This is a genomic window from Prosthecobacter sp. Pr1 (genome assembly GCF_057652315.1).
The window spans coordinates 63,609-87,036 of the sequence record NZ_JBYFBS010000024.1; the positions used below are offsets into that span (position 1 = coordinate 63,609).

General features: G+C 61.0%; 19 protein-coding genes. 8 read left to right on the top strand and 11 right to left on the bottom strand.

Going from position 1 to position 23,428, the window contains the following annotated elements:
- Positions 1-7: 7 nt before the first annotated feature.
- The 3 genes from AC24GY_RS26355 to AC24GY_RS26365 form a co-directional block, all read right to left on the bottom strand.
- Positions 8-1,285: a metal-dependent hydrolase family protein gene (locus tag AC24GY_RS26355; RefSeq protein WP_487689142.1), complete on the bottom strand. Its 1,278-nt coding sequence runs from the start codon at positions 1,283-1,285 to the stop codon at positions 8-10.
- Positions 1,286-1,297: 12 nt separating this feature from the next.
- Positions 1,298-2,074, bottom strand: a complete 777-nt coding sequence (locus tag AC24GY_RS26360) for a helix-turn-helix domain-containing protein (protein ID WP_487689144.1) — start codon at positions 2,072-2,074, stop codon at positions 1,298-1,300.
- A 113-nt stretch (positions 2,075-2,187) separates the two neighbouring features.
- A complete protein-coding gene (locus tag AC24GY_RS26365; RefSeq protein ID WP_487689146.1) occupies positions 2,188-2,550 on the bottom strand; it encodes a hypothetical protein in 363 nt (120 codons plus the stop codon).
- A 245-nt stretch (positions 2,551-2,795) separates the two neighbouring features.
- Here AC24GY_RS26365 and rbp point away from each other — a divergent pair, with 245 nt between their 5' ends.
- Positions 2,796-3,122, top strand: a complete 327-nt coding sequence (rbp, locus tag AC24GY_RS26370) for an RNA-binding regulator (RefSeq protein WP_487689148.1) — start codon at positions 2,796-2,798, stop codon at positions 3,120-3,122.
- Between the two features lie 37 nt (positions 3,123-3,159).
- Here rbp and AC24GY_RS26375 read toward each other — a convergent pair whose 3' ends face one another.
- The 4 genes from AC24GY_RS26375 to AC24GY_RS26390 all read right to left on the bottom strand — a co-directional run bounded on the left by AC24GY_RS26375 (position 3,160) and on the right by AC24GY_RS26390 (position 8,434).
- Entirely contained in the window at positions 3,160-5,556 is a 2,397-nt protein-coding gene (locus AC24GY_RS26375) for a tetratricopeptide repeat protein (RefSeq protein WP_487689150.1), read from the bottom strand.
- An 88-nt stretch (positions 5,557-5,644) separates the two neighbouring features.
- Positions 5,645-6,088 (bottom strand): ExbD/TolR family protein, encoded by a 444-nt coding sequence (locus tag AC24GY_RS26380; protein ID WP_422319596.1) that lies wholly within the window; start codon positions 6,086-6,088, stop codon positions 5,645-5,647.
- A 21-nt stretch (positions 6,089-6,109) separates the two neighbouring features.
- Positions 6,110-6,925, bottom strand: coding sequence for a MotA/TolQ/ExbB proton channel family protein (locus AC24GY_RS26385; protein ID WP_487689152.1), 816 nt, complete (start codon positions 6,923-6,925; stop codon positions 6,110-6,112).
- Between the two features lie 66 nt (positions 6,926-6,991).
- On the bottom strand, positions 6,992-8,434 hold the full coding sequence (locus tag AC24GY_RS26390) for a DUF1501 domain-containing protein (protein ID WP_422319600.1): 1,443 nt from the start codon (positions 8,432-8,434) through the stop codon (positions 6,992-6,994).
- 126 nt (positions 8,435-8,560) lie between these two features.
- Between AC24GY_RS26390 and AC24GY_RS26395 the strand changes: the two genes are divergently transcribed.
- From AC24GY_RS26395 to AC24GY_RS26420, 6 genes are read left to right on the top strand one after another with little or no spacing between them, the layout of a single operon-like run.
- On the top strand, positions 8,561-11,605 hold the full coding sequence (locus tag AC24GY_RS26395; RefSeq protein ID WP_487689153.1) for a DUF1592 domain-containing protein: 3,045 nt from the start codon (positions 8,561-8,563) through the stop codon (positions 11,603-11,605).
- An 18-nt stretch (positions 11,606-11,623) separates the two neighbouring features.
- Positions 11,624-12,943 carry a DUF1552 domain-containing protein gene (locus AC24GY_RS26400; RefSeq protein ID WP_397381053.1) on the top strand — a complete coding sequence of 440 codons (1,320 nt, stop codon included), beginning with the start codon at positions 11,624-11,626 and terminating at the stop codon, positions 12,941-12,943.
- Positions 12,944-12,992: 49 nt separating this feature from the next.
- Entirely contained in the window at positions 12,993-13,496 is a 504-nt protein-coding gene (locus AC24GY_RS26405) for an RNA polymerase sigma factor (protein ID WP_487689154.1), read from the top strand.
- A complete protein-coding gene (locus AC24GY_RS26410; RefSeq protein ID WP_487689155.1) occupies positions 13,493-13,939 on the top strand; it encodes a hypothetical protein in 447 nt (148 codons plus the stop codon). The genes AC24GY_RS26405 and AC24GY_RS26410 overlap by 4 nt, the downstream gene beginning before the upstream one ends.
- Entirely contained in the window at positions 13,893-15,437 is a 1,545-nt protein-coding gene (locus tag AC24GY_RS26415) for a hypothetical protein (RefSeq protein ID WP_487689157.1), read from the top strand. The genes AC24GY_RS26410 and AC24GY_RS26415 overlap by 47 nt, the downstream gene beginning before the upstream one ends.
- Positions 15,434-16,939, top strand: a complete 1,506-nt coding sequence (locus AC24GY_RS26420) for a hypothetical protein (RefSeq protein ID WP_487689159.1) — start codon at positions 15,434-15,436, stop codon at positions 16,937-16,939. Before AC24GY_RS26415 ends, AC24GY_RS26420 begins: the two co-directional genes overlap by 4 nt.
- A gap of 4 nt (positions 16,940-16,943) precedes the next feature.
- Here the strand turns inward: AC24GY_RS26420 and AC24GY_RS26425 are convergent, their stop codons facing one another.
- Both AC24GY_RS26425 and AC24GY_RS26430 read right to left on the bottom strand, forming a co-directional pair.
- Positions 16,944-19,931 (bottom strand): PSD1 and planctomycete cytochrome C domain-containing protein, encoded by a 2,988-nt coding sequence (locus tag AC24GY_RS26425; protein ID WP_487689161.1) that lies wholly within the window; start codon positions 19,929-19,931, stop codon positions 16,944-16,946.
- An 81-nt stretch (positions 19,932-20,012) separates the two neighbouring features.
- Positions 20,013-21,368, bottom strand: a complete 1,356-nt coding sequence (locus AC24GY_RS26430) for a serine/threonine protein kinase (RefSeq protein WP_487689163.1) — start codon at positions 21,366-21,368, stop codon at positions 20,013-20,015.
- Between the two features lie 100 nt (positions 21,369-21,468).
- Here AC24GY_RS26430 and proC point away from each other — a divergent pair, with 100 nt between their 5' ends.
- Positions 21,469-22,272 carry a pyrroline-5-carboxylate reductase gene (proC, locus tag AC24GY_RS26435; RefSeq protein WP_487689165.1) on the top strand — a complete coding sequence of 268 codons (804 nt, stop codon included), beginning with the start codon at positions 21,469-21,471 and terminating at the stop codon, positions 22,270-22,272.
- 455 nt (positions 22,273-22,727) lie between these two features.
- Here proC and AC24GY_RS26440 read toward each other — a convergent pair whose 3' ends face one another.
- Together AC24GY_RS26440 and AC24GY_RS26445 are read right to left on the bottom strand one after the other, a co-directional pair.
- A complete protein-coding gene (locus AC24GY_RS26440; protein ID WP_487689167.1) occupies positions 22,728-23,069 on the bottom strand; it encodes a hypothetical protein in 342 nt (113 codons plus the stop codon).
- Between the two features lie 126 nt (positions 23,070-23,195).
- Positions 23,196-23,428, bottom strand: a 233-nt coding sequence (locus AC24GY_RS26445) for a hypothetical protein (protein ID WP_487689169.1), incomplete at its 5' end; no start/stop codon positions are given.

A 23,428-nucleotide genomic window follows, 5' to 3' on the forward strand; every position in this document is an offset into this window, starting at 1 on the left:
CGGTGCATTAGAAACTCGCAGGCTCTACCAGTGTTCCAGCTTTCACCACGCCGCCCTGCATGACGGCCAGGAGGTTGTCGCGGTTTTCGAGAATGGAGATGTCTTTGAGCACGTCGCCTTTCACCACGAGGACATCGCCCAGCTTGCCTGCTTCGAGGGTGCCGATCTCCTTCTCGCGCCCCATCATCTTCGCGCCGCCGAGCGTAGCGCACTTGATCGTGTCGAGCGGGGAGAAGCCGACGTAATTCACAAAGAAAGTCAGCTCCTGGGCGTAGGTGCCGTGCGGCGTCCAGGCAAAGCCGTAGTCGCCGCCGAGGCCCATGATCCCACCGGCTTTGAGTACTTTGCGGCAGCTTTCAGCGCCGGCTTCGAGAGTTTCCTGATGGCCGTCGAGTACCCGCTGGGACAGGCCGAACTCCTTGCCACGCTGCACACTGAAAAGCTCGAATCCGAGGCCGGGGCACATCGGCACGTTGCGCTTGAGCAGGAGATCGAGGCATTCGTCATCCATGAAGGTCCCATGCTCGATGGCATCATATCCAGCCTTGAGCGCATTGCGGATGCCCTCGGTGGCACGGCAGTGGCCGGTGACTTTGAGGCCGTGGTTGTGCGCCGTGGCCATGACGGCATGCATTTCCTCAAAGGTCATGCACAGCGTGTGGTGGTCATTGATGTCAGGAGAGGCTGCATCTCCCGTGGGATAGGTCTTCACCCACTCGATGCCATCTTTGACGAGTTTGCGCACGGCGGTGCGCGCCTGCTCGGGACCGTTCACGATGAAGACAATGCCCTCCATGCCGATGCGCCGGTAGTCAGGATTCCAGTCCATCAAGCCGCCCGCCCCGCAGATTTCGCGGCCGCTGGTGCTGAGGCGCGGGCCGGGGATCATGTCCTCCTCGATGGCCTTGTTCATCCATACGTCGATGTTGTGCAGGCAGCCGCCGCTGCGCGCGGCCGTGTAGCCGCATTCCAGCGCGGTCTTGGCATTCACGGCGGACTGCAGCGTGACGTATTCCACAGGGAACTTGATATCGAGATCCTGCAGCTCAGACACATTGAAATAGGTCAGATGGATGTGCGCCTCAATGAGCCCCGGCATGATCGTGCCACCACCGGCATCAATGACGCGTGCCTCAGGCGGAGCCGGTGGGGCATCCGCAGCAGGACCCGCGTAGCTGATCATTCCACCAGTGATGATGACAGCGGCATTTGGAACGGCTGGTCTGCCCGTGCCATCGACGAGCTGGCCGTTTTTGACGATGGTGGTGCCTGGTTGGAGCTTCATGGTGCGGAGATGCTATCGCTTCGTCCGGCGCCGGGATAGAACAGAAACGGCAGGGCGTGGAATATTCGCGGCAGCGTATTTGTCGCGATACGCACCCGGCGTGAGGCCTGTGACACGGCGAAATTCGCGCGTGAGGTGGCTTTGATCCGCGAAGCCGCAGCGCAGGCTGACAGCGGCAATGGACTCGCGCGTATCCACGAGCAGGCGGCAGGCGGTCTGGATGCGCAGGCGCTTCAGATACTGCTGCGGTGGCAGGCCATACTCGCGCACAAAGCTGCGCTCGAAGGCGCGTGGCGACATGCCAACGGCGCGCGCCATGTCAGCATTCGTCACAGATTCACCGAGGCGGCGGGTCATCAGCGCAATGACGATGCCGAGGCGGATGTCGCTGCGCTGATCAATCTGCGCGGCATCCAGTGCGCGCGTGATGCCAGCAGTGCCGACGATGCGGCCCCTCGCATTGCACACGGGACGTTTGGTGGTGAAACACCAGGAGGCGGTGTGATCAAAGCGGCCCACGAGTTCCAGGCGGCCCTGCACCGTCTGCCCGGCCAGCACCGCTTCATCGCCTGCACGGAAATGCGCCGCGAGGTGCGCAGGAGAGAGATCATCATCCGTTTTGCCGAGCACCTCGTCCAGACGGTGCATGCCATAATTCAGCAGGAAGGTGTGGTTCACCCAGAGATAGCGGCGTTTCGCATCCTTGATCCATGCCTGCACATCCGGCAGCACGTCGAAAAGATCGCGTAATGCATCGATGGCAGATGTGGCGGCAGCTTTGGCTTTCACAGATTGGGAGACTAAGGGGAACGGCATTCGAAGACACGCTGAATCATACAGGCATGAAAAAAGCGGAGCCGCATGCCGCAGCTCCGCTTGTGGGGTGAAATGAAAGCTCCCGGTTACTGGCGCACTTCCTTGATTTGCTTGTCAGGCGCTGCGTCGAAGGCGGCCTTGCTGGCGGCATCCGCAAAAGCGACCTGGCGTGTGTAGGTCACGGTGATGGAAGGATCGGATTTCTTTTTGCTCAGCGGGCACTGGCCGGCGGTGGCAGCGAGGATGTTGTTGAGGTAGCCCTTGGGAGCAGCGGTGAACTGGGCTTTGCAGCGGTTGCAGCAGACGGCCACGGTCTTCGTGTAGGTGCTGGTGATGGCCGGGCTGGCAGGCTTGCCGGAAATGGGGCAAACGGTGTTCAGCGGTTCGGCGGCAGAGGAAACGCCAGCCAGCAGGCTGAGAGAGGCGACGAGGGTGAGAATGTATTTCATGGTGCGCGTGTTGATATGGGACGTGGAACTCGGATACGAATTCATGGATTCTCCGCAACTGAAACTTTCCCCACCGGACCGTGGGGCGGTTTTGGCGGCGCAGGGACGGTTTGACACCCCTCCGCCCAGCGCGTACCTTCCCAATCGTGTGCGTCCCTCGATGGACGCAGACACGGAAAATCGGGTTCACGCCATGACCTGTTCTCTGACACGTGCTCCATGGCTCGTCTTCGATACCTGATGCGATGAACCTCTATGTGAGCAATCTTCCCTACACCCTGACGGATGAGGATCTGCAAAGCGAGTTTGCCCCCTTCGGCAATGTCTCCAGCGCCCGTCTCGTCAAAGATCGCGAGACCGGCCGCTCACGCGGTTTTGGATTCGTGGAGATGCCGGTGGAAACCGAAGCGCTCACGGCGATCAATGCGCTGAATGGCAAGGATGTCGGTGGACGCCCCCTGCGCGTGATCGAGGCGCGGCCGAAGGAGGATCGCCCGCCGCGAAACTTTGGCGGCGGAGACGGCGGTAAACGCGGTCAGGGTGAAAGCTGGGATCGCAACAAGCGGTCGTGATCACCAAGACCGCTCGCGTCACAAGTTCCCCGGTTGCTTACTTCGGCTGATACTTCGGATAACGCTGCTGAAGCTGCTGCAGCATCTGCTTGGCTTTGGCCGAATCTCCGGCTTTCTCCAACACCTTGGCGGCTTTGTAGAGCGCGCTGGGAGTGACATCCGGATCGTCAAAAAACTGGCTGGGGACGGCATACTTGGCGGCTCCGTCCTTCCACTTGCCCACAGCGGCATCCTTCTGGCCTTCAGCAGCGAGCTTGTCGCCCTGTGCCGCGTAGATGTCGCCTTCGAGGATGAGGAGTTCGGCCTGAAGCCTGCCATCTTTGACGACTTGAAGCGCTTCCTGGGCCACCTTGTCCGCTTCCTCAAAGAGGCCCTTGCCCAGTTGGGCGCGGCCCTTGGTCAGCAGCGCACGTGAGCGCGTCGCGCTGTCGGGTTCGGATTTGAGGAAGTTGTCCGTGGCTTGAATGCTGGCGTCGTACTTCTGGTTGTTCAGCTGCGCCATGCCAAGGTAGTTCCACACGACGGGTTCGGTGTTTTCCGGGTTCTGCGGCGTGACGGCAAGTTCGAGGAAGCGGGCGGCGCGTTTGAAATCGTCGCTGCTGTAGAGCTTGAGACCGAGCCATTTCAAAATGTTCGGGGGCACCTGTCCTTCGGGCTTGGACTGCAGGTAGCTGTCGATGGTCTTGGCCAGATTGTCGGCGTTCTGGCGTGCGTAGTCGCAGAGGATGATCAGCTGGCTGGACTTTTCGAGGTAGCCCTTGCTGTCGAGTTCAATGGAGCGGCGCAGGGCAGGGACGGCCTTGTCGTAGATCTTCTGGTCAAAGTTGCCCCGGCCGATGCCATAGTAGGCCTGTGCGGCGGCGGTGGTGGTGGGGAATTTTTTCAGCAATGTTTCAAAGGCGGTGATCATGGCCTTCGGATCCTTCTGCTCCATCGCGATGAAGCCGAGCTGCAGCCAGGAAAGTTCGCAGGCGTCGGATTTGGGAAATTCTTTGGTGACGAATTCAAAGTCTGCCTTGGCCTTCGGCAGATCGCGGGCATCACGGTTCGCGAGGCCACGGCGAGCGTAGGCCTTGGGAAGGAATTCGTGCCCGGGATTTTCGTTGATGAAACGAGTGAAGGTGCCCACGGCTTCCTGATGGCGTCCGGCCTCGCCCTGAGCCCAGCCCATGTTGAAGAGCGTGCCCGGGCGCAGCTTTTCGGGCAGTTTGTCGATGCTGACATCGTTGTAGCTCAGCGCCGCCTGCTGGTAGTTGCCTTTGTTGAAGTAAAAATCAGCGCGGATCAGGCGTGCCAGCGAAAGGTATTCATGATTCGGGTGCTTCGGTGCCTGACGTGTGATGAAGGCGGTGGCGAACTCGCCCAGGTCTTTGTCATTCAGCAGGTAGAAGCAGTACAGCTTCCAGTATCCCGCACTGAAGGCTTCCTCAGTGTCGGGATGGTACTGCTCGATGAGCAGGTAAACTTCGACGGCGCGGGCGTAGCTCTTCCGCATGCGGTAGGCGTGGCCGACGAGCAGCAGCATCTTCGCACGTGAGTCTCCCTGCGGCAGGATCTCGGAGTTCTTGTTGTAGTAGTCGATCACCCCGTCGTAATCGCCCTTGGCAAACAGCGCCTGAATGATGCCCACGAGGGAGATGGCCCGGTTTTGCTCGGTCGTCTCCGGCATGCGCAGCGCCTTTTCAAACATCGCGATGGACTCCTCCGGCTTCTGCAGCTCGGCATAGAGCACCGCCGCGCGGATGCTGGCCTCGGCGATGATGGTACGGTCGGCGCTGGTCTTGACGAGTTCGTCAAAAATAGGCAGTGCCTCGGCCTTTTTGTCCTGACCGAGATAGATGCTGCCGAGCGTGAGCAGCGAAGTTTCGCGGTAAGGATTTTCCGTTTTCACCGCGATCACACTGCTCAAGGCGGCGGCCTGCTTGGCCTTGTCCCCGAGCATTTCATAGGCGCGGCTTCTGTTGTAGGCGGCGGCCAGCCGGACGGCGGCGCTCTTGGTTTTGGTCTCGGCAAAACCGAAAAACTTGGCCGAGTCGGCAAACTTGGAATCGTTGAACATCATCGCGCCGAGGCGATAGGCGCAGGAGGGGGCGCCCTCGCTGTCCGGATAGCGGTTTACGACTTCCTCGTAATAGCCCGCGGCCTGCTTGAGCTGGTTCTGCTTCATGTAGCACTCACCAATGCGATAGAGCGCGTCCGGCACCTGCCTGCCGCTGGGGTACTGCTGCAGGTACTTCGCATACGACTGCGCGGCCATGCCCCACTCCTGGCGGTCATAGGCCAGCGTGGCAAAGTCGAACATGTCATCATCAGGCCCCTTGGTCCTCGGCGGCGCATCCGGCACGGGCTGTGCCTTCGGCGGGCTCACAGGAATGGCCTTCGGCACATCATCTTCCACCGGCAGGGCACGCGGCGGGGCGGGCTGCTGGGCCATGGACGAAAACGCCACCAGGCAGAAAAGCGCTGGAATGAAACGGGGCGCATGACTGCGCGAGGCGGTTGGGAACTTCGCGGCGGTCATCTCACTTGGGCGTGGCAGCAGGTTGGTCGGCTTCAGGTTTGCGCGTGGCAAAGGCGATGTTCCAGATGCCAGCCTTCTGGCAGGTGTCCAGCACTCGGATCACGTTCTGGTAGGGGGTGCCTTCATCACCCCGCAGGATCACCGCCTGGTCTTTGTAGAGGGCGACGATGTTCTTCAGTTTCACCAGCAACTCGTCGGTGTTGAACTTCTGGCCGTTGACGAGGATCTCGCCGTCTTTTTTAATGTTGATGATGATCTCGCCCACATTGCGGGACTCCTTCTCCTTGCCTTCGTCGGCGGCAGGCACGCTGACGTCCATGACCTGCTCCTCCTTGGCATACTGGAAGGTCACGGCAAAGAAAATGACGAGCAGGAACAGCACGTCCACCAGCGGCGCGAGCTGCATGGGCGAGGGTTCGATGGAATGCTGTTTGCGGAAGTTCATCGCGGGTGGTGATCTGCCTGTTTACTGACCGGCCACGGCGCGTGCGGCACGCTTGTACTGCACCGCGAGCAGGGCCATCAGATGGGTCGTCGCAGCTTCCATTTCGGAGATCAGGCGGTTCACCTTGCCACGGAAGATGGCGTAGAACATCAGGGATGGAATGCCGATGACGAGGCCCGAGGCCGTGCAGAGCAGCGCTTCGGACACCCCTTGGGCAAGGCCAAGCTGGTTCGAACCACCGACGCCTTTGCCGGAGATTTCATGGAAAGTCGTGATCATGCCCAGCGTCGTGCCGAGCAGACCAAGCATGGGAGCGATGGCTCCGACGTCCCCCAGATAGGCGATGCGGGCCAGCAGCAGGCTGGACTGGCGGTTGCCCTCGGCCTCGGTGACTTCCTTGACCTCTTCAAAGCTCGCCGTCGGGTTGCGCGTGGCGAAGTCCAGCGTTTTTGAGGTGATGCGGGCGATGCATTCGTTGCGGCGGTTGCAGACCGCCAGCAGCCCCAGGTAGTCCTGCTTGCGGATCAGGGCGTCCGCTGAATTCATAAACGCATCGCTGACCACGGTGCCTTGACGCACCGTGAAGGCGAACAGCACGATCATGAAAAAGGCGATCATGGACAGAATGATCAGCGGGTAGGCCATGACGCCGGTGCGCTTGACGAATCCCTGAAAGGTCAGCACGTCCCCATAGGGATTGTCTTCGGCGGGAGCATGCGTGGCCACGGCGGCTCCTGGAACAGCGGCTGGCGCAGGCTGCTGGGCTTGGGCTTTGAGGGTCATCGTGAAGACGAGTGCCACCAGCACAGCCAGGGCGAAGAAGATTTTTCGATGCATGAGGCGGCGACTGTAAACGTGTGCGCCAGCCTTGCAAGGGGCCGGTGGCTGGCTTTCCCGGTCCCGTCAGGCCAGCAGTTCCCGCACCACCTTGCACTCGTTCACACCCGTGAGGCGGAAATCGAGTCCGGCATACTTGTATGTGAACTTTTCGTGATCGAAGCCCAGGATGTTCAAAATCGTGGCGTGCAGGTCATGCACATGCACCGGATTTTCGGTCGCTTGGAAGCCAAATTCATCGGTGGAGCCATGTGTGTAGCCGCCGCGCACCCCGCCGCCCGCCAGCCACATGGTGAATCCGTAGTGGTTGTGGTCACGGCCGTGCTGCTTGCCAGCATTGGCACCGGGCGTCGGCAGTTCCACCGCCGGCGTGCGGCCAAATTCGCCGCCCCACATCATCAGGGTGTCATCCCAGAGTCCGCGCTGCTTCAGATCGCTCATGAACGCGGCAATCGCCCCGTCTGTCTGCTGACCGAGCTTCCGGTGCTCAAGGATTTCATCGTGATTATCCCACGGCTGGCCCGCTCCGGTCCAGAGCTGGATGAAACGCACCCCGCGCTCCAGCAAACGCCGGGCGATCAGGCACTGGCGGCCAAAAGCGTGGTCGCCGTACATTTTCCGCATCGATTCCGGCTCCTTCATGATGTCGAAGGCGTCCGTGGCCTCCATCTGCATGCGGTAGGCCAGTTCATAGCTCTGCACCCGGGCTTCCAGCTGCTGGTCGCGGTCCTGCTGCACCAGATTGCGCTGGTTCAGCTCCTGCAGCAGGTCCAGCTGGCGGCGCTGTTGCTTCAAATCGAGCGAGCCGTTCTTGATGAATTCCACGAGCTTTTCCACCCGGGTGTCCTCCGTATTAATGTAGGCCCCCTGATAGGCGCTGGGCAGGAAGGCCGACTGCCAGTTCTTCGTGCGCCGCGTTGGCATGCCGCCGGGGCACATGGCGATGTAGCCGGGCAGGTTGTGATTTTCACTGCCCAGACCGTAGGTCACCCAGGAGCCCATCGTCGGGCGGTTCAGCCGGCCTTCGCCGCTGTTCATCAGGCCAAGGGAGGGCTCATGGTTCGGCACGTCGGCGTGCATCGAGCGGATCACGCACATGTCATCCGCAAAGGCACCGGTCTTTTCAAAGACCTCGCTCACCTCCAGCCCGCACTCACCACGTTTGGTGAATTTGAAGGGGGATTTGAAACCCGCCCCGGTCGGGCGCTCGGTTTTGAGCACGTTCGGCAGCGGCTTGCCATCGTACTTGTCCAGCATCGGCTTGGGGTCGAAGGTGTCCACGTGGGACGGCCCGCCGTTCATGAAGAAATGCACCACGCGTTTGGCCTTCGGCTCAAAGTGCGGCCGTTTCACCGCCATCGGGTCCATCGTGGCTGCGGAAGCCTGCGAAGTGAACAAGGAGCCGGCCGCCATCGTGCCAAAGCCCATGCCCACGCGTTGCAGCAGTTCGCGGCGCGTCAAAAACGCATGCTCCAGATTCGGGGCATGATGTGAAAAGGAGGAACTCATGGGGATATGAATGATACGTCTCAGCCAGCAGATGCTTTCGCATGATTCCTAGCACAAGAAAGCGCAAAAAAGGAGCGGAAGCTGCTGATTAAATGCCGTCTTTTGTTCGTATCTTTTGTACCCCCAATGTCTCTGAATACACGCCATCTTTCTTTGGCCGCCTTTGTCGTCGGCTCGTTCTCACTTTCCGCTGCTCCCGCTTGGAAGGACGCGGAGGTCGTTTTGAAGGCCAAATGCTACGAGTGCCACAACCCCAAAAAGACCAAAGGCGACGTCGATTTGCAGCAGTTCGCGGCGGACCCGCAGCTGACCAAGCATTTTGAAGTGTGGCTGAAGGTCAAGGACACCATCGAGAACGGCGACATGCCGCCGCCCAAGGCGCATCAAATGAGCGATCAGGAGCACACGGCGCTCCTCGGCTGGGTGAATGGCGAACTCGACGCCCTCGCCGCCGCGCAGTCCGGCGATCCCGGTCCTGTGACGATGCGCCGGCTCACCAACGCCGAGTACGACTACACCATTCGTGACCTCACCCGGCACGACTACGGCTTCGCCAAGGAATTCCAAACCGATGGCGGTGGCGGCGAAGGTTTCAGCAATACCGGCGATGTGCTCTTCATGAGCCCGGCAGCGCTGGACAAATACTTCGGAGCCGCCCGCAAGGTGGCTGATCATGCCACGATCATGCCGGGCACAGGCATCGTTTTCAATCCGCAGCGCATCGGCCTGCGCGGGCCTGAGCAGGTCAAAGCCCAGGCGCAGCAGGCTCTATACGTCTGGTACCAGCAGAAGTCGGCGCCTCATCTGCCCCAGGACGGCGAGGACATGCGTGAGGCGGACTACATGGTCGCCTGCTGGAAGCACAAGCATTTCCAGACACCTCTCGAACAGCTCGCCAAAGAGACCGGCTTGAAGCTGCCCTTCCTGCAGAACTGGAACAATCTCGTGAACGCCACCGAGCCGAAGTCGCGCTTCCTTGATCTCACCCGCGTTGCCTGGCGTGAATTGCCCGGCCCGGATGCCGCAAAGCCCGGCCAGGTGCCGCAGGCGGTGACAGACGGTGCCAAGGCCATCCAGGCGCAGCTGCTCTCCTGGAACAATCCGAAGAAGGCTGGCAGCGGCGTGCAGCGCCAGCAGCAGGACGCCGATGGCATCCGTCCCTACCAGATGAACATTGAGGTGAAAGGCAAAAAGCAGGCCTTCCTCTGCATTGGCGATGACGGCGACGGCAACAAAGGTGACATCGCGCTCATCACCAAGCTCGATCTGAAAACCACCAAGGGCCCCCTGATCTACATGGACTGGCTCAACAAGCAGCTTGGTGAAGACAACAAAGCCCTCGGCGCGACTCCCCCTCCTGCCAATGCAGAGGCTCTGAAGCAGCGCATCGCCGAACTCGAACGCGTGAAGAGCGCCTTCGGCAAACATCCGCAGGGCCGCAAGATCGAGCCTGGGGTTCTCGCCATCGCCGCACCGCTTGTGGTCAATCTGCCGCTGCCGGAAAACGTCACTTGGATCCACGCCGAGGCCCGGCTGGATCTGGAAAATCCCGACATTAATGACGGCACCATCCAGTGGGCGCTCACAGCGGACAAGCCGCGGGATGTCACCAAGATCATGCCGGGCATTCTCACCGTCTGGAAAACGCAGACCGATGCCGCACGCCGCACCATGGGTGATTTCCAAGTGATGAAGCAAGCCTTCCCGGACATGTTCGAGCGCCGTCTGGAAGAAGTCGCCAGCAATCTCTACCGCCGCAAGCCCGGCATCACCGTCTATTACTTCAGCGACGATCAGCTCGGGCAGCTTCTCGGCCCCAAGGACCGCGACTATCTCGCGGCCATGAAGAAGGACTTTGGCTACACCGCCCAGCCAAATCTCAATCCGCAGCAGCAGAAAGAGTATGATGGAGCCATGCTCGGACATCTGCACCAGTTCGCCGGTCGCGCCTGGCGCCGTCCGCTTGCCAGCGAAGAAATCCAGAAGCTCGACGCGCTCTACTTTGAAGGCCGCAAGAAAGAGCTCGACCGTGAATCGGCAGCCCGCGAGGTCGTCGTGCGCGTGCTGGTCTCCCCCTATTTCCTCTTCAAGGCCGAGACGCTGCCCATAGCCAACGCCGCTCCCGGTGACGTGAAGCTGAACGCCCATGAGCTCGCCTCCCGCCTCAGCTATTTCCTCTGGGCCTCTCAGCCCGACTGGGAACTGCGCAAGACCGCGGACGACGCCAGCCTCCTGAAGCCTGAAGTCCTCGCCGCACAGACAAAGCGAATGCTGCGTGATCCGAAAGCGACCGCCCTCGCCAAGGAATTCGCGGGGCAGTGGCTGAAATTCAACGGCTTCGATGAGAAGAGCACCGTCGATGAGAAAAAGTATCCCGAGTTCACCACCGAACTCCGCAACGACATGCAGCGCGAGACCATCGAGTTCTTCGCTCACTTGGTGCGTGATGACCGCAGCGTCGGAGACATCATCGGTGGCGACTACTCTTTCCTCAACGAGCGCCTCGCCAAATTCTACGGCGTTCCCGGCGTCATCGGCGGCGAGTTCCGCGAAGTCAAAGTTGGGCAGCAGCATCGCGGCGGCCTGCTTGGCATGGGCGCCATTTTGACCAAGACCTCGCGCCCAAATCGCACCAGCCCCGTCGTCCGCGGCGACTACCTCTATCAGGTCGTGCTCGGCTTCAGTTCACCACCGCCACCGCCGAATGTTCCCAAGCTTCCGGACAGCGCCGTGAAGCCCGCCTCCTTGCGCGAAGCCCTCATGATTCATCGCACCGATGCCGCCTGCGCCGTCTGCCATGAGCGCATCGATCCCCTCGGCTTCGCCCTCGAAAGCTTCGACCCCATCGGCCGCTTCCGTGTCGCTGATGAAACCGGCGGCAAGATCGACGACACCGGCGAGCTCAAAGACGGCACCAAATTCCAAGGCCTCGCCGGACTGCGTGACTACCTCAAAAAGAACGAAACCAATTTCAACGCGCAGTTCTGCCGCAAGCTCCTCGGCTACGCTCTGGGCCGTCAGACGATGCCCAGCGACAAAGCGCTGCTCCGTCAGATGCAGGCCGCACTCAAGCAGAACAACGGCAAGTTCTCCGCCGCCGTGCTCGACGTCGTCAACAGCCGTCAGTTCCTCAACCGCCGCAGCGAACCCGCCGTGGCCGCCAATCAATAAACAAACCGCCTTACCCCTATGAACCTTTCCCGTCGCAAATTTCTCCGTGGCACCGGTGTCGCCCTTGGGCTGCCGTGGTTTGAATCGATCAGTTCCTTCGGAGCCGAAGCGGTCAAAAACAACACCGCACCACGCCGTCTCGCCGTGTGCTTCACCGGCAACGGTGTCAATCCGCACCACTGGGGCGCCACCCAGGGCCCTGCTGGCATGGAGTTCATGAAGTCGCTCTCGCCGCTGGAGCCGCTGAAGAAGCACATCAGCGTCTTCAAAGGTCTGTGGAATCCGACCACCGTGGAAGGCGAAGGCGGCCACTATCCAAAGATGAACGTGCTCTGCGGTCTCAAGGTAAAGAAGACCACCACCGACGTCGAAGTTGGCACCACGATGGATCAGCTTGTCGCGGCACAAACGGGCAAGTTCACGCCCATGCCGAGCGTCGTGCTCGGCACCGAGCGCCCCAGCTACAGCACGGATTCCGGCTTCACCTCCATCTACTCCGCCTACATCTCCTGGAGCACACCCACGACACCCGCGCCGAAGGAAATTTTCCCGCAGCAGGCTTTCGATCAGCTCTTTGACGACGGCAGCAAGCGCAAGCGTGACAAGAGCATCCTCGACCTCGTGCTCGAAGACGCCGGTGCGCTGAAGCCCAAGCTCAGCCAGCGCGACAAGCAGAAGCTCGACGAATACCTCACCTCCGTGCGCGAGATCGAGCAGCGCGTGGCGTTGGCCGAAAAAATCAGCCAGGCCGAAACCAAAGGCACTGGCTGGCAGCCCACCGTGAAGGTGCCCACCATGCAGCGCCCCGGCGCCGGCATCCCCACCAGCGCGGAAGATCATCTGCGCCTCATGTTCGACATCATGCTCCTCGCCTTCCAGATGGACCGCACCCGCGTGGCCACCTTCATGATGAACAACGACCTTTCCAACATGCGCTTCCCCAGCCTGGAAGGCATCAGCGGCGGCATTCACGAGCTCTCACATCACGCCAATGACGAGCACCGCCTGGACATGTACCAGCGCGTGAACCAGCACCAGGTGAAGCTCTGGGGCGAGTTCCTCGGCAAAATGCAGGCCACCAACGAAGGCGAGCGCACCCTGCTTGAAAACAGCATGATCATGCTCACCAGCAGCCTCTTTGATGGCAATGCCCACGATTCCCGCCAGCTCCCCGTCGTCCTCGCCGGCGGCGGTGGCGGCACCATCCAGGGCGGTCGCTTCCACGATCACAGCGCCGATCCGAACCGCAAACTCTGCCGCCTCCACATCGCCCTCATGGACCGCATGGGCCTCCACGTCGGCCATTTCGGTGATGCAGAGAACGCTTTGGCGATTTGAGTTAAATAAAATCCCCCAATCCGTGCGTCGTTTGCCAAACTGACCACGGATGCCGCCCACTGAAGCCACCCTCACCCGACTCCATGCCGACTACGCCAGCAGTGCGTATCGGTTTGCCTGGTCGGTGACGAAGGATGAATCGCTGGCGCAGGAGGTGGTGCAGGAATTGTTTCTCAAGCTCGCCCGGGATGTTGCGGTGATCACCACCGCGCAGTCCGAGCGCGCCGTCATCTTCACACTGACGCGCAATCTCGCGCTCGACACCCTGCGTCGTCGTTCCACTCGTGAAGATGCGTTGGAGAGATTCGCAGACGAATCACCCGGCTGGTTTCTGCCCGCCGCTGATGCCGAGGCGGAGGAAACACGCGCTCAAATCACCGCTGCCCTCGCCGCTCTTCCCGAAGAACAGCGCAGCGTCATCCACCTGCATGTGTGGGAGGACCTGGGGTTTCGCGAAATCGGCGAACTCCTCGGCCTTCCCACCCAAACCATCGCCAGCCGCTACCGCTACGGCCTCGAAAAACTGCGCGCCCAAAAACACACCCTGGTATGAACCAAGACATCGAATCCACCCTCCGCGCCCAGCGCTGGCGCGATCCTCCGCCCGCCTTCCTTGAGCGTGTTTTGGAAGAAGCCCTCCAAGTCTCGCGACAGCGTCCTGGAGTGCTCCAGCCCTCTGGAGCTTTTCGCGAACCAGAGAATGCTCAAAAACGCTTAAGGCCCGGCACACTCCAAAACACTGCCACGCCGAAGTTCTTCCTCCGCCTGCTCTCCTCCATCCCTCGCCCCCTCCGCCTGCCACTCGCCGCGTGTTGGCTGCTGGCCTTCTTCTTCCGCATCACCACGCCCGAGGCCATTCCGCAATCCACCCTCAACAGCTACGCCAAACTGCCGCCGATGACGCCCGCGCAGCTTCTCGCCAACCGCCAGCAAATCGAACAGCTCGCCCATGAACTCCTCCACCCCCGGCACCAAGGCCCCATCCCGCCTTTATAGTGTGCGCGTCGCCCGGCGGCTGACCCGGCTCGTGTGGAATCGCAGCACGGGCTGGACGCTCGTATGCCTCATCTCGTTGATCACACTCTACTACCAGTGGGAGAACAGGCGCAGCGCACTTGAGTTGAAGGCCGCCCATCAACGAATGGTTGAGCGCATCGGTACCGATGACTGGATCGCTTTTGCGACACCCGGTGTGCCGGATGAGCAAAATCTCTTCGCGCTGCCCGTCGTCGAACAGTGGCTGCATCGGGATGGGAAGCAGCTTCGCTACATCATTCCAAAAAACGTGTTTTTGCCGCCTGGCTTTGTGAAGCCGCAAATCATCGAAAACGACGCGGACAAAACTTCCCGCATCGACTTCAGCGCTTGGGCCGCTGCCCAAGATTTGAAAGGAGAAAAGCCCGCCATCGTCATGAACCGCGAACTCGGTGACGGCAATGGTCTGCTGCCCCAGCTCGCTGCGGGCCTCTCAAGGCCGTTCTCTGCGTTGAAACCAGCTCAACGCGAAGAATACGCCACAGCCGGGGCCAATCCTTATGCAGCGATCCAGCCAAATATGGGCAATGTGAATGACACGATGCGTGATCTCGGGCTTCACCTGCGTGTGGCAGCAGCAGCGGGCGATGTGGAGAAGACACGCAGCACCGCGCTCATTCTGCTGCGGTTGATTCCAGAGGCCGCCACTTCGCATCACTGGCTTATCGGTTCGCTGGTCAGCGTTGCCACACACGGACTCGCCTTTGAGGCGGTTCAGGATGCGCTCAGCCAGCCGGCGTGGAACAAGGAAGGCTTGCGAATGCTGCAGTTGCAGCTCGGCAAGATCAACGACCTTGATGTCATGGAGCGCGGCATGAGCATGGAAATCCTCACTGGCTTTGGCGCGGGCATTCACATCCGCGAAAGCTGCCGCAAAGGTGGCTCTGCCAGCAAAGAGCTCCTTCTTGTAAACGAAGATGACTCATGGGCTACTCGTGCAACTCGACTGGCGTACCGTTACGGACCCAGCGGCTGGCATGACGCAAACATCGCCTTCTTTGCGGAGACCTATCTCGACATGCTCGGGCCGAAGGGTGAGACCGCATGGATGGACGGCACAGCGCGTGGCGAGGTTCTCAAAAAACGGCGCGATGAGGAATATCGCCACCTCGGCTGGAACATGCGTCGAAAGATCGGTGCGCTTACGCTGCCGAACATAGGCAATCTTTTTGATGCCGCTGCACGTGTGCTCTTCCACCGCCGTTGCCTCATCATCGCCTGCGCCTTGGAAAAGCATCGCATGAAGCATGGCTCGTTCCCTCTGTCGCTTGATGCAGTGTTGGATGACCTGAAACCCTTCCCCATAAATGATCCTGCAAGACCCAAACAGACGCCCGGCTATCGTCTTGAACCCGGTGGCTACCTGCTCTGGTCCGCCGGACCGGATGCAAAGGATGACGGCGGTGCAAAAGACAAAGACATGCTGTGGCGGATAAAACTCAATACAGAACAGCAATGAACTCCTGGTATACTGTCCGCTTTGCCCGCTGGCTGGCCCGCCTCGTGTGGAATCGCCGCACGGGCTGGACGTTCGTTTGCCTCATCTCTCTCATCACCGTTCTCTGGCAGTGGGAAAACTGGCGCAGCGCGCGAGAGCTTGCGGCGGTTCATCGCCGTATGGTGGAGCGGCTGGGCACGGGCGATCCGACAGCCCTCATGCCGCCGAAGGTGACCGACGAGGAGAACTACTTCGCCAATCCAGTGCTCGAAAGCTGGCTGCGTGTGAAGAAGCCAGGCACGCTGAACCTGCGATACGTTCCTCCCCAAAACGCACTGCTGCCGAAGGACTTCATCCGCCCGGAGATCGCCAAATCCAAGGATGGCGAAGGCGATAGGCTCGATCTGGTCACCTGGATCAAGAACCGGGGTATCAATGTTCCTGAGTCACCCGCCACGGTCCTTGCCCGCGAACTGGGAGATGGCAATGGCCTGCTGCCAAAGCTTGCTTTGGGCCTGAACAAACCTTTCTCAGTCATCAAACCGGGCCAGAGGGAAGCCTTGGAGGCCGTCGGAGACAATCCCTGGCAGGCATCCTTTCCCGACTTCCTCGGACTGAACGACTTCCAACTCCAGCTTGGTCTTCATCTGCGTAGCGCGGCGTTGGCCGGGGATGCGGCAAAGACCGTGAGCACGGCGCTGATCATGCTGCGCATCAGCGAAGGAATGGCGCGCGGTGGTATGATCGGGTGCCTCGTTCCTCTGGCCGCCCATGGCATCACGTTTGACGCTTTGCACGAGGCATTGAACCATCCCGCCTGGACGGAAGAGTCGCTGGGCCGTCTGCAGGTGCGACTGGGCCAGTTTGATGATTTGCAGCAGTATCAATCCGCTCATGGCCAGGAGATCCTCGGCATGTTTTTCCAGCTCGAGTATTTGAGAAAGCACCGCCACTTGCTGCATGACATAACCAACCGATCCTTAAAGACGCCATTCTTCGAGCGAATGATAGAGGATGCCTTTTATTATGTCATGATGAATGGCCCCATCGGCTGGCATGATGCGAACGTCGCCTTTTATGCCGATTGCATGCTCGATCAGCTTGGACCACCCGGCCACGAAGCCTGGCTCACGTCAGGTTCCAGAGCGGAAATCGTGCAGCGTCGGAGCAAAGCGGAAAACTCCTGGCCCAATCCGCGTCGCATCCTCGGAGCCATTGCCATTCCGCAAATCGGCGATATCACGCAAGCCGCCGCCGAGAGACTCTTCCACCGCCGCTGCCTCATCCTTGCCTCTGCCTTGGAGAAGCATCGCCTGAAGCACGGCGTTTTCCCGCCCTCGCTCGAGTCCGTGAAAGACGACCTCAAACTCTTCCCCGTAAGCGATCCCGCTCGGCCCACTCAGTCGCTCGCCTACCGCCTCGAAACAAACGGCTATCTGCTTTGGTCCGCCGGACCCGATGCGAAGGACGACGGCGGAGCCAAAGACAAAGACTGGCTGTGGCGCATGAAGCGCGAGCTATGAACCGTCACTCCTTCGTGATCGTCTCATCAAGATTGAGCAGCACACGCGCGATCAATGTATGCGAATCGATCTCGCCAGGCTTCGGCTGGTGGCGCTTGAGCATGTCCACCAGCACAGCCGTTTCTTTGGCCGTCGGTTCGCGGCCGGTGCAGAGCTGGAAGCCGTAGGCAATGTGGGAGGCATCATCGCTGCCGCCTTCGTGCCACATGCGTTCACCCAGAGCTTTGGCGGCGGCCATGCTCATGGTTTCATTGAGCGTCATCAGCGCCTGCAGCGGGGTGTTGCTCTTGGAGCGGCGGATGCAGGAGCTCTCGCCATTGGGCACGTCAAAGGTGCTTAAAAACGGATACGGCGTGCTGCGGCGGCGGAAGACATAGACGCTGCGGCGGAACTGGTTCTCATCCTCATCCACCTTCCACGGGAAGGGCGCGTAGCTGGCAGGTTTTTCAAACAGATAGGCCGGCGCAGGCGGCATCACGGGCCGCCCACCAATGGCAGGATTGAGCAGGCCGCTCGCCGCGAGTTGGATGTCACGCACGACCTCACCCTCCACACGGAAGCGCGGACCACGCGCCAGCAGGCGGTTGTAGGGGTCACGCTCCAAAAGCTGGGGCGTCACCTTGCTGGACTGCTGATAAGTCTCGCTGCTGGTGATGAGGCGCAGCAGATGCTTCGTGCTCCAGCCGTGCTCCATGAAATCAACCGCAAGCCAGTCGAGCAGCGCGGGATGGCTGGGCGGCGAACCCTGCGTGCCGAAGTCCTCGGCAGTCTCCACCAGTCCGGTGCCAAAGCAGGCCTGCCACACGCGATTCACATAAGCACGGGCGGCAGTGGGCGATTTTTTGTCCACCAGCCATTTGGCAAAGGTAAGGCGCGAGCCATCGGCATTCTTCGGCAGCGGATTCAGCACCGCAGGAACCCCGGCGGTCACGCGGTTGTCGGGCTTGAGGAAATCACCGCGCTTGAGCACCGAGGTCATGCGCGGTTCCGCGCGCGGGTCCAGCGTCAGGGTGGTGGTGCCTTCAGGATGCTGCTTCCACAGCGATTCAATTTCGTCATTCACCGGCTGCCATTCCGCCACGATGGTGCGGAAGGCGCTGAACTCGGCCTTCTTTCCATAGAGCGGATCAGCCTCGGCATTCGGCGCATCAGTCACACTGATGCGATACCTCCCCAGGTTCATCGTTTGCAGGTCGTCGCTGTTCCATCCGCCGTGCTTCATGCTCAGCGTCACGCTCAGTTCGCTGTCAGGTTTGAGTTCCACGGGCTTCTCCAAAACGAAGACCGCATTGCGCGGCACATTGCGTCGTCCCGGTCCTGCATTGATGCCCCAGGCAGTCTCCGCTTTGCCATCAATCGCATACGCGATGGGGCCCGTGACACGCTTGTCCTTCTTCACATCCTGATCACGGGCAAAGGGGGCCAGCGGTGTGTTTTCCGGTTCGCCATAGTCCGCAGTGGCTTTGACAAACTTCAGCTTCGTCATCTTGCCGTCGATCTTCATCTCGGCCTGGAACTCCGTGAGCGCCGCCGTGCCCTTTTGCGAGCGACCCGGGCCATACGCGGGCAGGTTGGGGTCATTCATCAATTCCAGTCGAAAGGCGCTGATGGTTCGTGGCGCAGCGGGAGTGCTGGCATCATGAAATCCCTTCACCGCAAACTTCACATCACTCTTCGTCGGCGCGTACCCTTGCGCGAGGATGCTCCCATCCGGCTGACGCAGCGCCTTCTCTCCCCCTGAAGGATCATCCTCAAAAGCCAGCGTGTGCCATTGCGGCTGCGCGGCTTTTACAGCAGCCACCCATTCTTTCATCCGCTGCTGCCAGTCAGAGTGGTCATGCTTCAGCTTGGCTTCCAGCTCCGCCGTGCGCGTGAGCACCTGCGCGCGCTGCATTTGCTCACTGGCGGTGTACACCACGCGCCAGGGCTCGTTGTCATTGTTGAGGTAGGCAAACATGCGGTAATACTCCTCCTGCGAGATGGGGTCGTACTTGTGGTTGTGGCACTGCGTGCAGCCGATGGTGAGCCCGAGGACGCTTTTGCCGATCGTGTCCATCCGGTCAAACATCGACTCCATGCGGAACTGCTCAGGATCCACGCCACCCTCCTCATTGACCATCGTGTTGCGCAGGAATCCGGTGGCCACGATCTGATCCTGCGTGGCCTGGGGCAGTTCGTCACCGGCAAGCTGCTGGATGATGAACTGATCATACGGCAGGTCACGGTTGTAGGCGCTGATGACCCAGTCACGGTAAAACCAGATGAAACGCATCGGGTCCTTTTCATAGCCATTGCTGTCCGCGTAATGCGCCGCATCCAGCCAGTGCCGCGCCCAGCGCTCACCGAAGTGCTGGCTGGCGAGCAGGTTGGAGGTCAGCCGTTGAATGCTTCCTGCGGGATCCTGTTTGTATGCGATGGCAAAGCCCGCGGTTTCCTGCGGCGTCGGCGGCAGGCCGGTGAGATCCAGGTGAATCCGGCGCAGCAGCGTTTCAGGAGCTGCGGGTGGCGAGGGCTGCAGCCCCTCTTTCGCCAGACGTTCGCGGATAAAGGCATCGATGGGATGCTTCGCCATCGCAGGCACGGGTGGTCGCACGGGCGGCTTGAAGGCCCAGTGGTCAGTTTTCCGCTCGATGCTCACGCTCGCGCTGTCAGGCCAGACGGCACCGGCATCGATCCACTCCTTGAGCTTGCCGATCTCCGCCACGCTCAGCGGATTCCCCTTGCGCGGCATGCGCATTTTGGGGTTCGTGCCCAGCACCGCGTGCATCAGGCGGCTGTCATCCGCTTTGCCGGGGACAATGGCCACGCCAAAATCACCGCCCTTCAGCGCGCTCGGTTTGTTGTCGAGCCGAAAGGCCGCCTCCTGCTTGTGCCCGCCATGGCATTGATAGCAGTGCTCGCTGAAGATGGGCTGGATGTCCCGAACGAAATCGACCGCCGCAGAGGCAGGTGCGGTGAGGAGCAGCAGGAGAAGGGCAGGGGAGCTTTTCACGAAAGGAGTACGCACATCCTGCATGCGAAATCACCGCCTGCCGCATGGAGAATGCTGTCGGGCAGGAGCCTCAGCATCCGCTCAGCGGACTTTGGCATCGGTCACCACCGGCACTGGCGTTGTTTGGGCGGCAGTCGTGACGTCGGCCTTCGTGCTGTCTGCCATGCCCAGAGGTGTGACAATGGCGGGCGTCTTCTCGCTGCTCACGGCTGCGGACACCTCCCCGCTGGGGATGGATTTCTGGATGAACGGCCACACAAAAAACCCAATCACGGTGAGAGCCGCCAGGTTCAGCACCACCGCCATCATGACACGACTGCCGGAGGATTTTTTCAAAGGGGCTGCTGCAGGGGCCTCAGCCGCAGGAGTGGACTTCGCAGCGACAGGGCCCGCAGTCGCAGCGGGCACGGACTTGGGCGCGATGGGCCTCGGCTTCGGCGCACCAGCCGGGGTCGACACCACGGAAGCAACAGCCACAGGCTCATCCAAATGAACGGCCACAGCCTCAACCACCTGATCATCCACAGGCTCCACAGAAAGAACAGCCATAGGAATTCCAGGTTGAACGGCCGCCACAAGCGGCGTGGTCTGGGCTCCCGGTGCCATCACAGGCGCCTGCTGTGGCATATAGGCAAAGCCGGTGTGCATGCTCAGCATCAGCACATCCAGCGCTTGAGCCACCGACTGCGGGCGCTGCTGCGGCGCCAGATTCAGCAGCCACGCCAGCCAGTCTCGCAGTGGCAGGTCCAGGTCCGGCCGCAGGTGGCTCAGCACATGGCCGGCGTTGAAGCCCTGCCAGTCCCGCATGATCTCCTCCACCGTCGTCCCTTGGGCCGGTGCGGTGTTGGTGGCCATGCAGAACAAACTTCCCGCCGCTGTGAAGAGATCGCTCTGCGTCGTCGGCGTGCCGCCCGCGTGCAGCTCCGGTGCGCGAAACCACAGCGTCTCCGGCGGTTGCGTCTGCCGCGCCAGCGTGAGGCCCCAGTCCTGCACCTGCAGAAACAAGCCGCCACCGGGATGATCGGCGATGATGAGATTGCTCGGCTTCGGGTCGCCATGCGGCTGGCGCAGGTGCTCGCCCACCAGCAGCGCATGCATCAGTTGCACCGCCAGCGCGCGCAGATCCGCAGGCGAGGGCCTGCGCTCAGCGGCAAAGTTCCGGCCGTTCATCCCCGGCATGAATTCAGACACCAGGGCAAACTCTTCCTCCGTGGGCAGCAGCGTGATCAGGCCCGCGATCTGCGGATGCCGCATCTGCATCAGCGAAGGAGCCAGCAGTTGCAGGCGCTCCCGATCCAGTGGATTCACGGTCTCATGGTCCTGCAGCAGGACCTTGATCAGCACCTTCCGCCCCGTCAGCGTCTCCACTCCACGATACACTTTGGCAGAGGGCCCGGCGGCGATGATCTTTTCGGGCTGAAAGTGGTCGGGATACATTTTTAGCGACGATTTCTACCAGCATGTCAAAAAGACGGGGCCAAAGGCAAGACAAGATTGGCGTACTTGCAGGACGCCACATCTGCCCCAAAGTCGCCCCATGATGAAACTCGGACTCATTGGCTGTGGAAAAATGGGCGGCGCGCTCCTGCGCGGCGTGGAGCAGGCGCTTGGCAAAACCAGTCTGAACGTGGCGCTCAGCGATGTGATGCCCGAGGCCGTGAACTCCCTGCGCAAATGCCTCGCCTGCAAAACCATCACTGGCACGCCGGCGGAAGTTGCGGCAGCCTCAGACGTCATCATCCTCGCCGTGAAACCCGGAGACATGAAGTCCCTGTGCGAGGCACTCTCCCAGGTCAAAGGCTCGCGCCTCTACCTCAGCATCGCCGCCGGCGTTTCGCTGGCCAATCTCGAAACCTGGCTCGGTGGCAAGCAGCGCGTCATTCGCAGCATGCCCAATACGCCCGCACTCGTCGGCAAAGGGGCCGCTGCATTCGCACGCGGCAGCAAGGCCACCGCCAAAGACGCCGCCCTCGCGGAGAAGATTCTCGGAGCCGTCGGCACGGCCGATGAAGTCGCCGAAAAACTGCTCGATGCCGTCACCGGCCTCTCCGGCAGCGGTCCCGCCTATGTTTACACCGTCATCGAAGCCCTCGCCGACGGCGGCGTGCTCATGGGCCTGCCACGCGCCGCAGCCGTACGTCTCGCGGCACAAACCGTCGCCGGTGCCGCAGAAATGGTCCTCACCAGCGGCAAACACCCCGCATCCCTGCGCGATGAAGTCACCAGCCCCGGCGGCACCACCATCGCCGGCCTCGAAAAACTCGAGCAGCACGGTCTCCGCAACGCCATGATCCAAGCCGTCCGCGCCGCCACCGAAAAAAGCAAAGCACTGGGTGCGTGATCGTAGATCAGGCCTCCGGGAAGTACGATAGGCACTCCTGCCTGTCGATCAGCGCCCCCGCAAGCTCCCTCGCCCCCGCTCAGCCTCAAATCCACCGCCAGGAAGCATCAGCCCAAAGCTCGGCGGCGTTTGAACCCCCGTGCTGAATGGCCCCAAGCTCACGCATTGACGGCAGACTTTTCGCTGCAGGCATCATCCCCTCCGAAAGCCCGTAGGGCTGTCACAACGGTAGCCGTGGGTGCCAACCCACGGAACCGCATCAACGAAGTTTCCCAAATATCGTGGAACCGCGTAGCGGTGGCACAAACCTCCGCCCTACCCCAAGGTCCTGGCAAAGCCCTAGCCCGATCAACAGGAGAGCCGAGGCTAGTCAAACCGGAGCGTAACATGTCGAAGACCGCCGCAAGGCAGCTACGAAGTCAAACAGGCAAGCCAGTCAGGCGTCTGCGCTAAAATCAAAACGCCGGCTTGAAATACCCCAGATAAGCCAGACCAGCTCCGGTAACAGCAGCGATCAGCACCACCAGCGGCGCGGCGATCACACGGCGCTTCGCCAGCACCGGCAGGAAGCCCAGCACCAGCCACAGGCCGATCTTGATCCAGGCCCACACCGGCATCGTGCCCATGATGCCCAGCTTTGCCAGCATGCCGAATCCGGAGACAATGCTGATGACCAGACCGATGCCATGCCACATCATGGCCTTCTTGGCGCCTTCGCTGGAGAACAGACCGCCAAAGCCAATGAAAACAAGGATCAGGCCGATGAGATGCAGGTAATGATAGAACGGGAGAGACATAGCCGAGTCTGTGGCCCAAAGAAACGCCTCACACAAGTACCGTAATGGTCAGAAATAAAAGTTGCCTTGTGGCGCCGCAACAAGGGTCACGGCCCGGAAACCAGTTCCACACGCACAGGCCATCTCTCAATCCTCCATCCCCGGAATCGGCCCAAACGCCTCCGCCGGCAGCCGCCGAATAAACCGCCCCTTCGCATCCCTCTCCTCCCACCCCAGCCACCGCCACGCCTCCGGCGTGGCATGGAGAATCTGGGTGCCGTCTCCTCTAATGACGGCGGACTGATACTCGGGAAGATGGTGCCCGGTCCAGAGACTTTGGCCGGTGCTGGCATCCCAGAGTTTGAGGGTCTTGTCAGAGG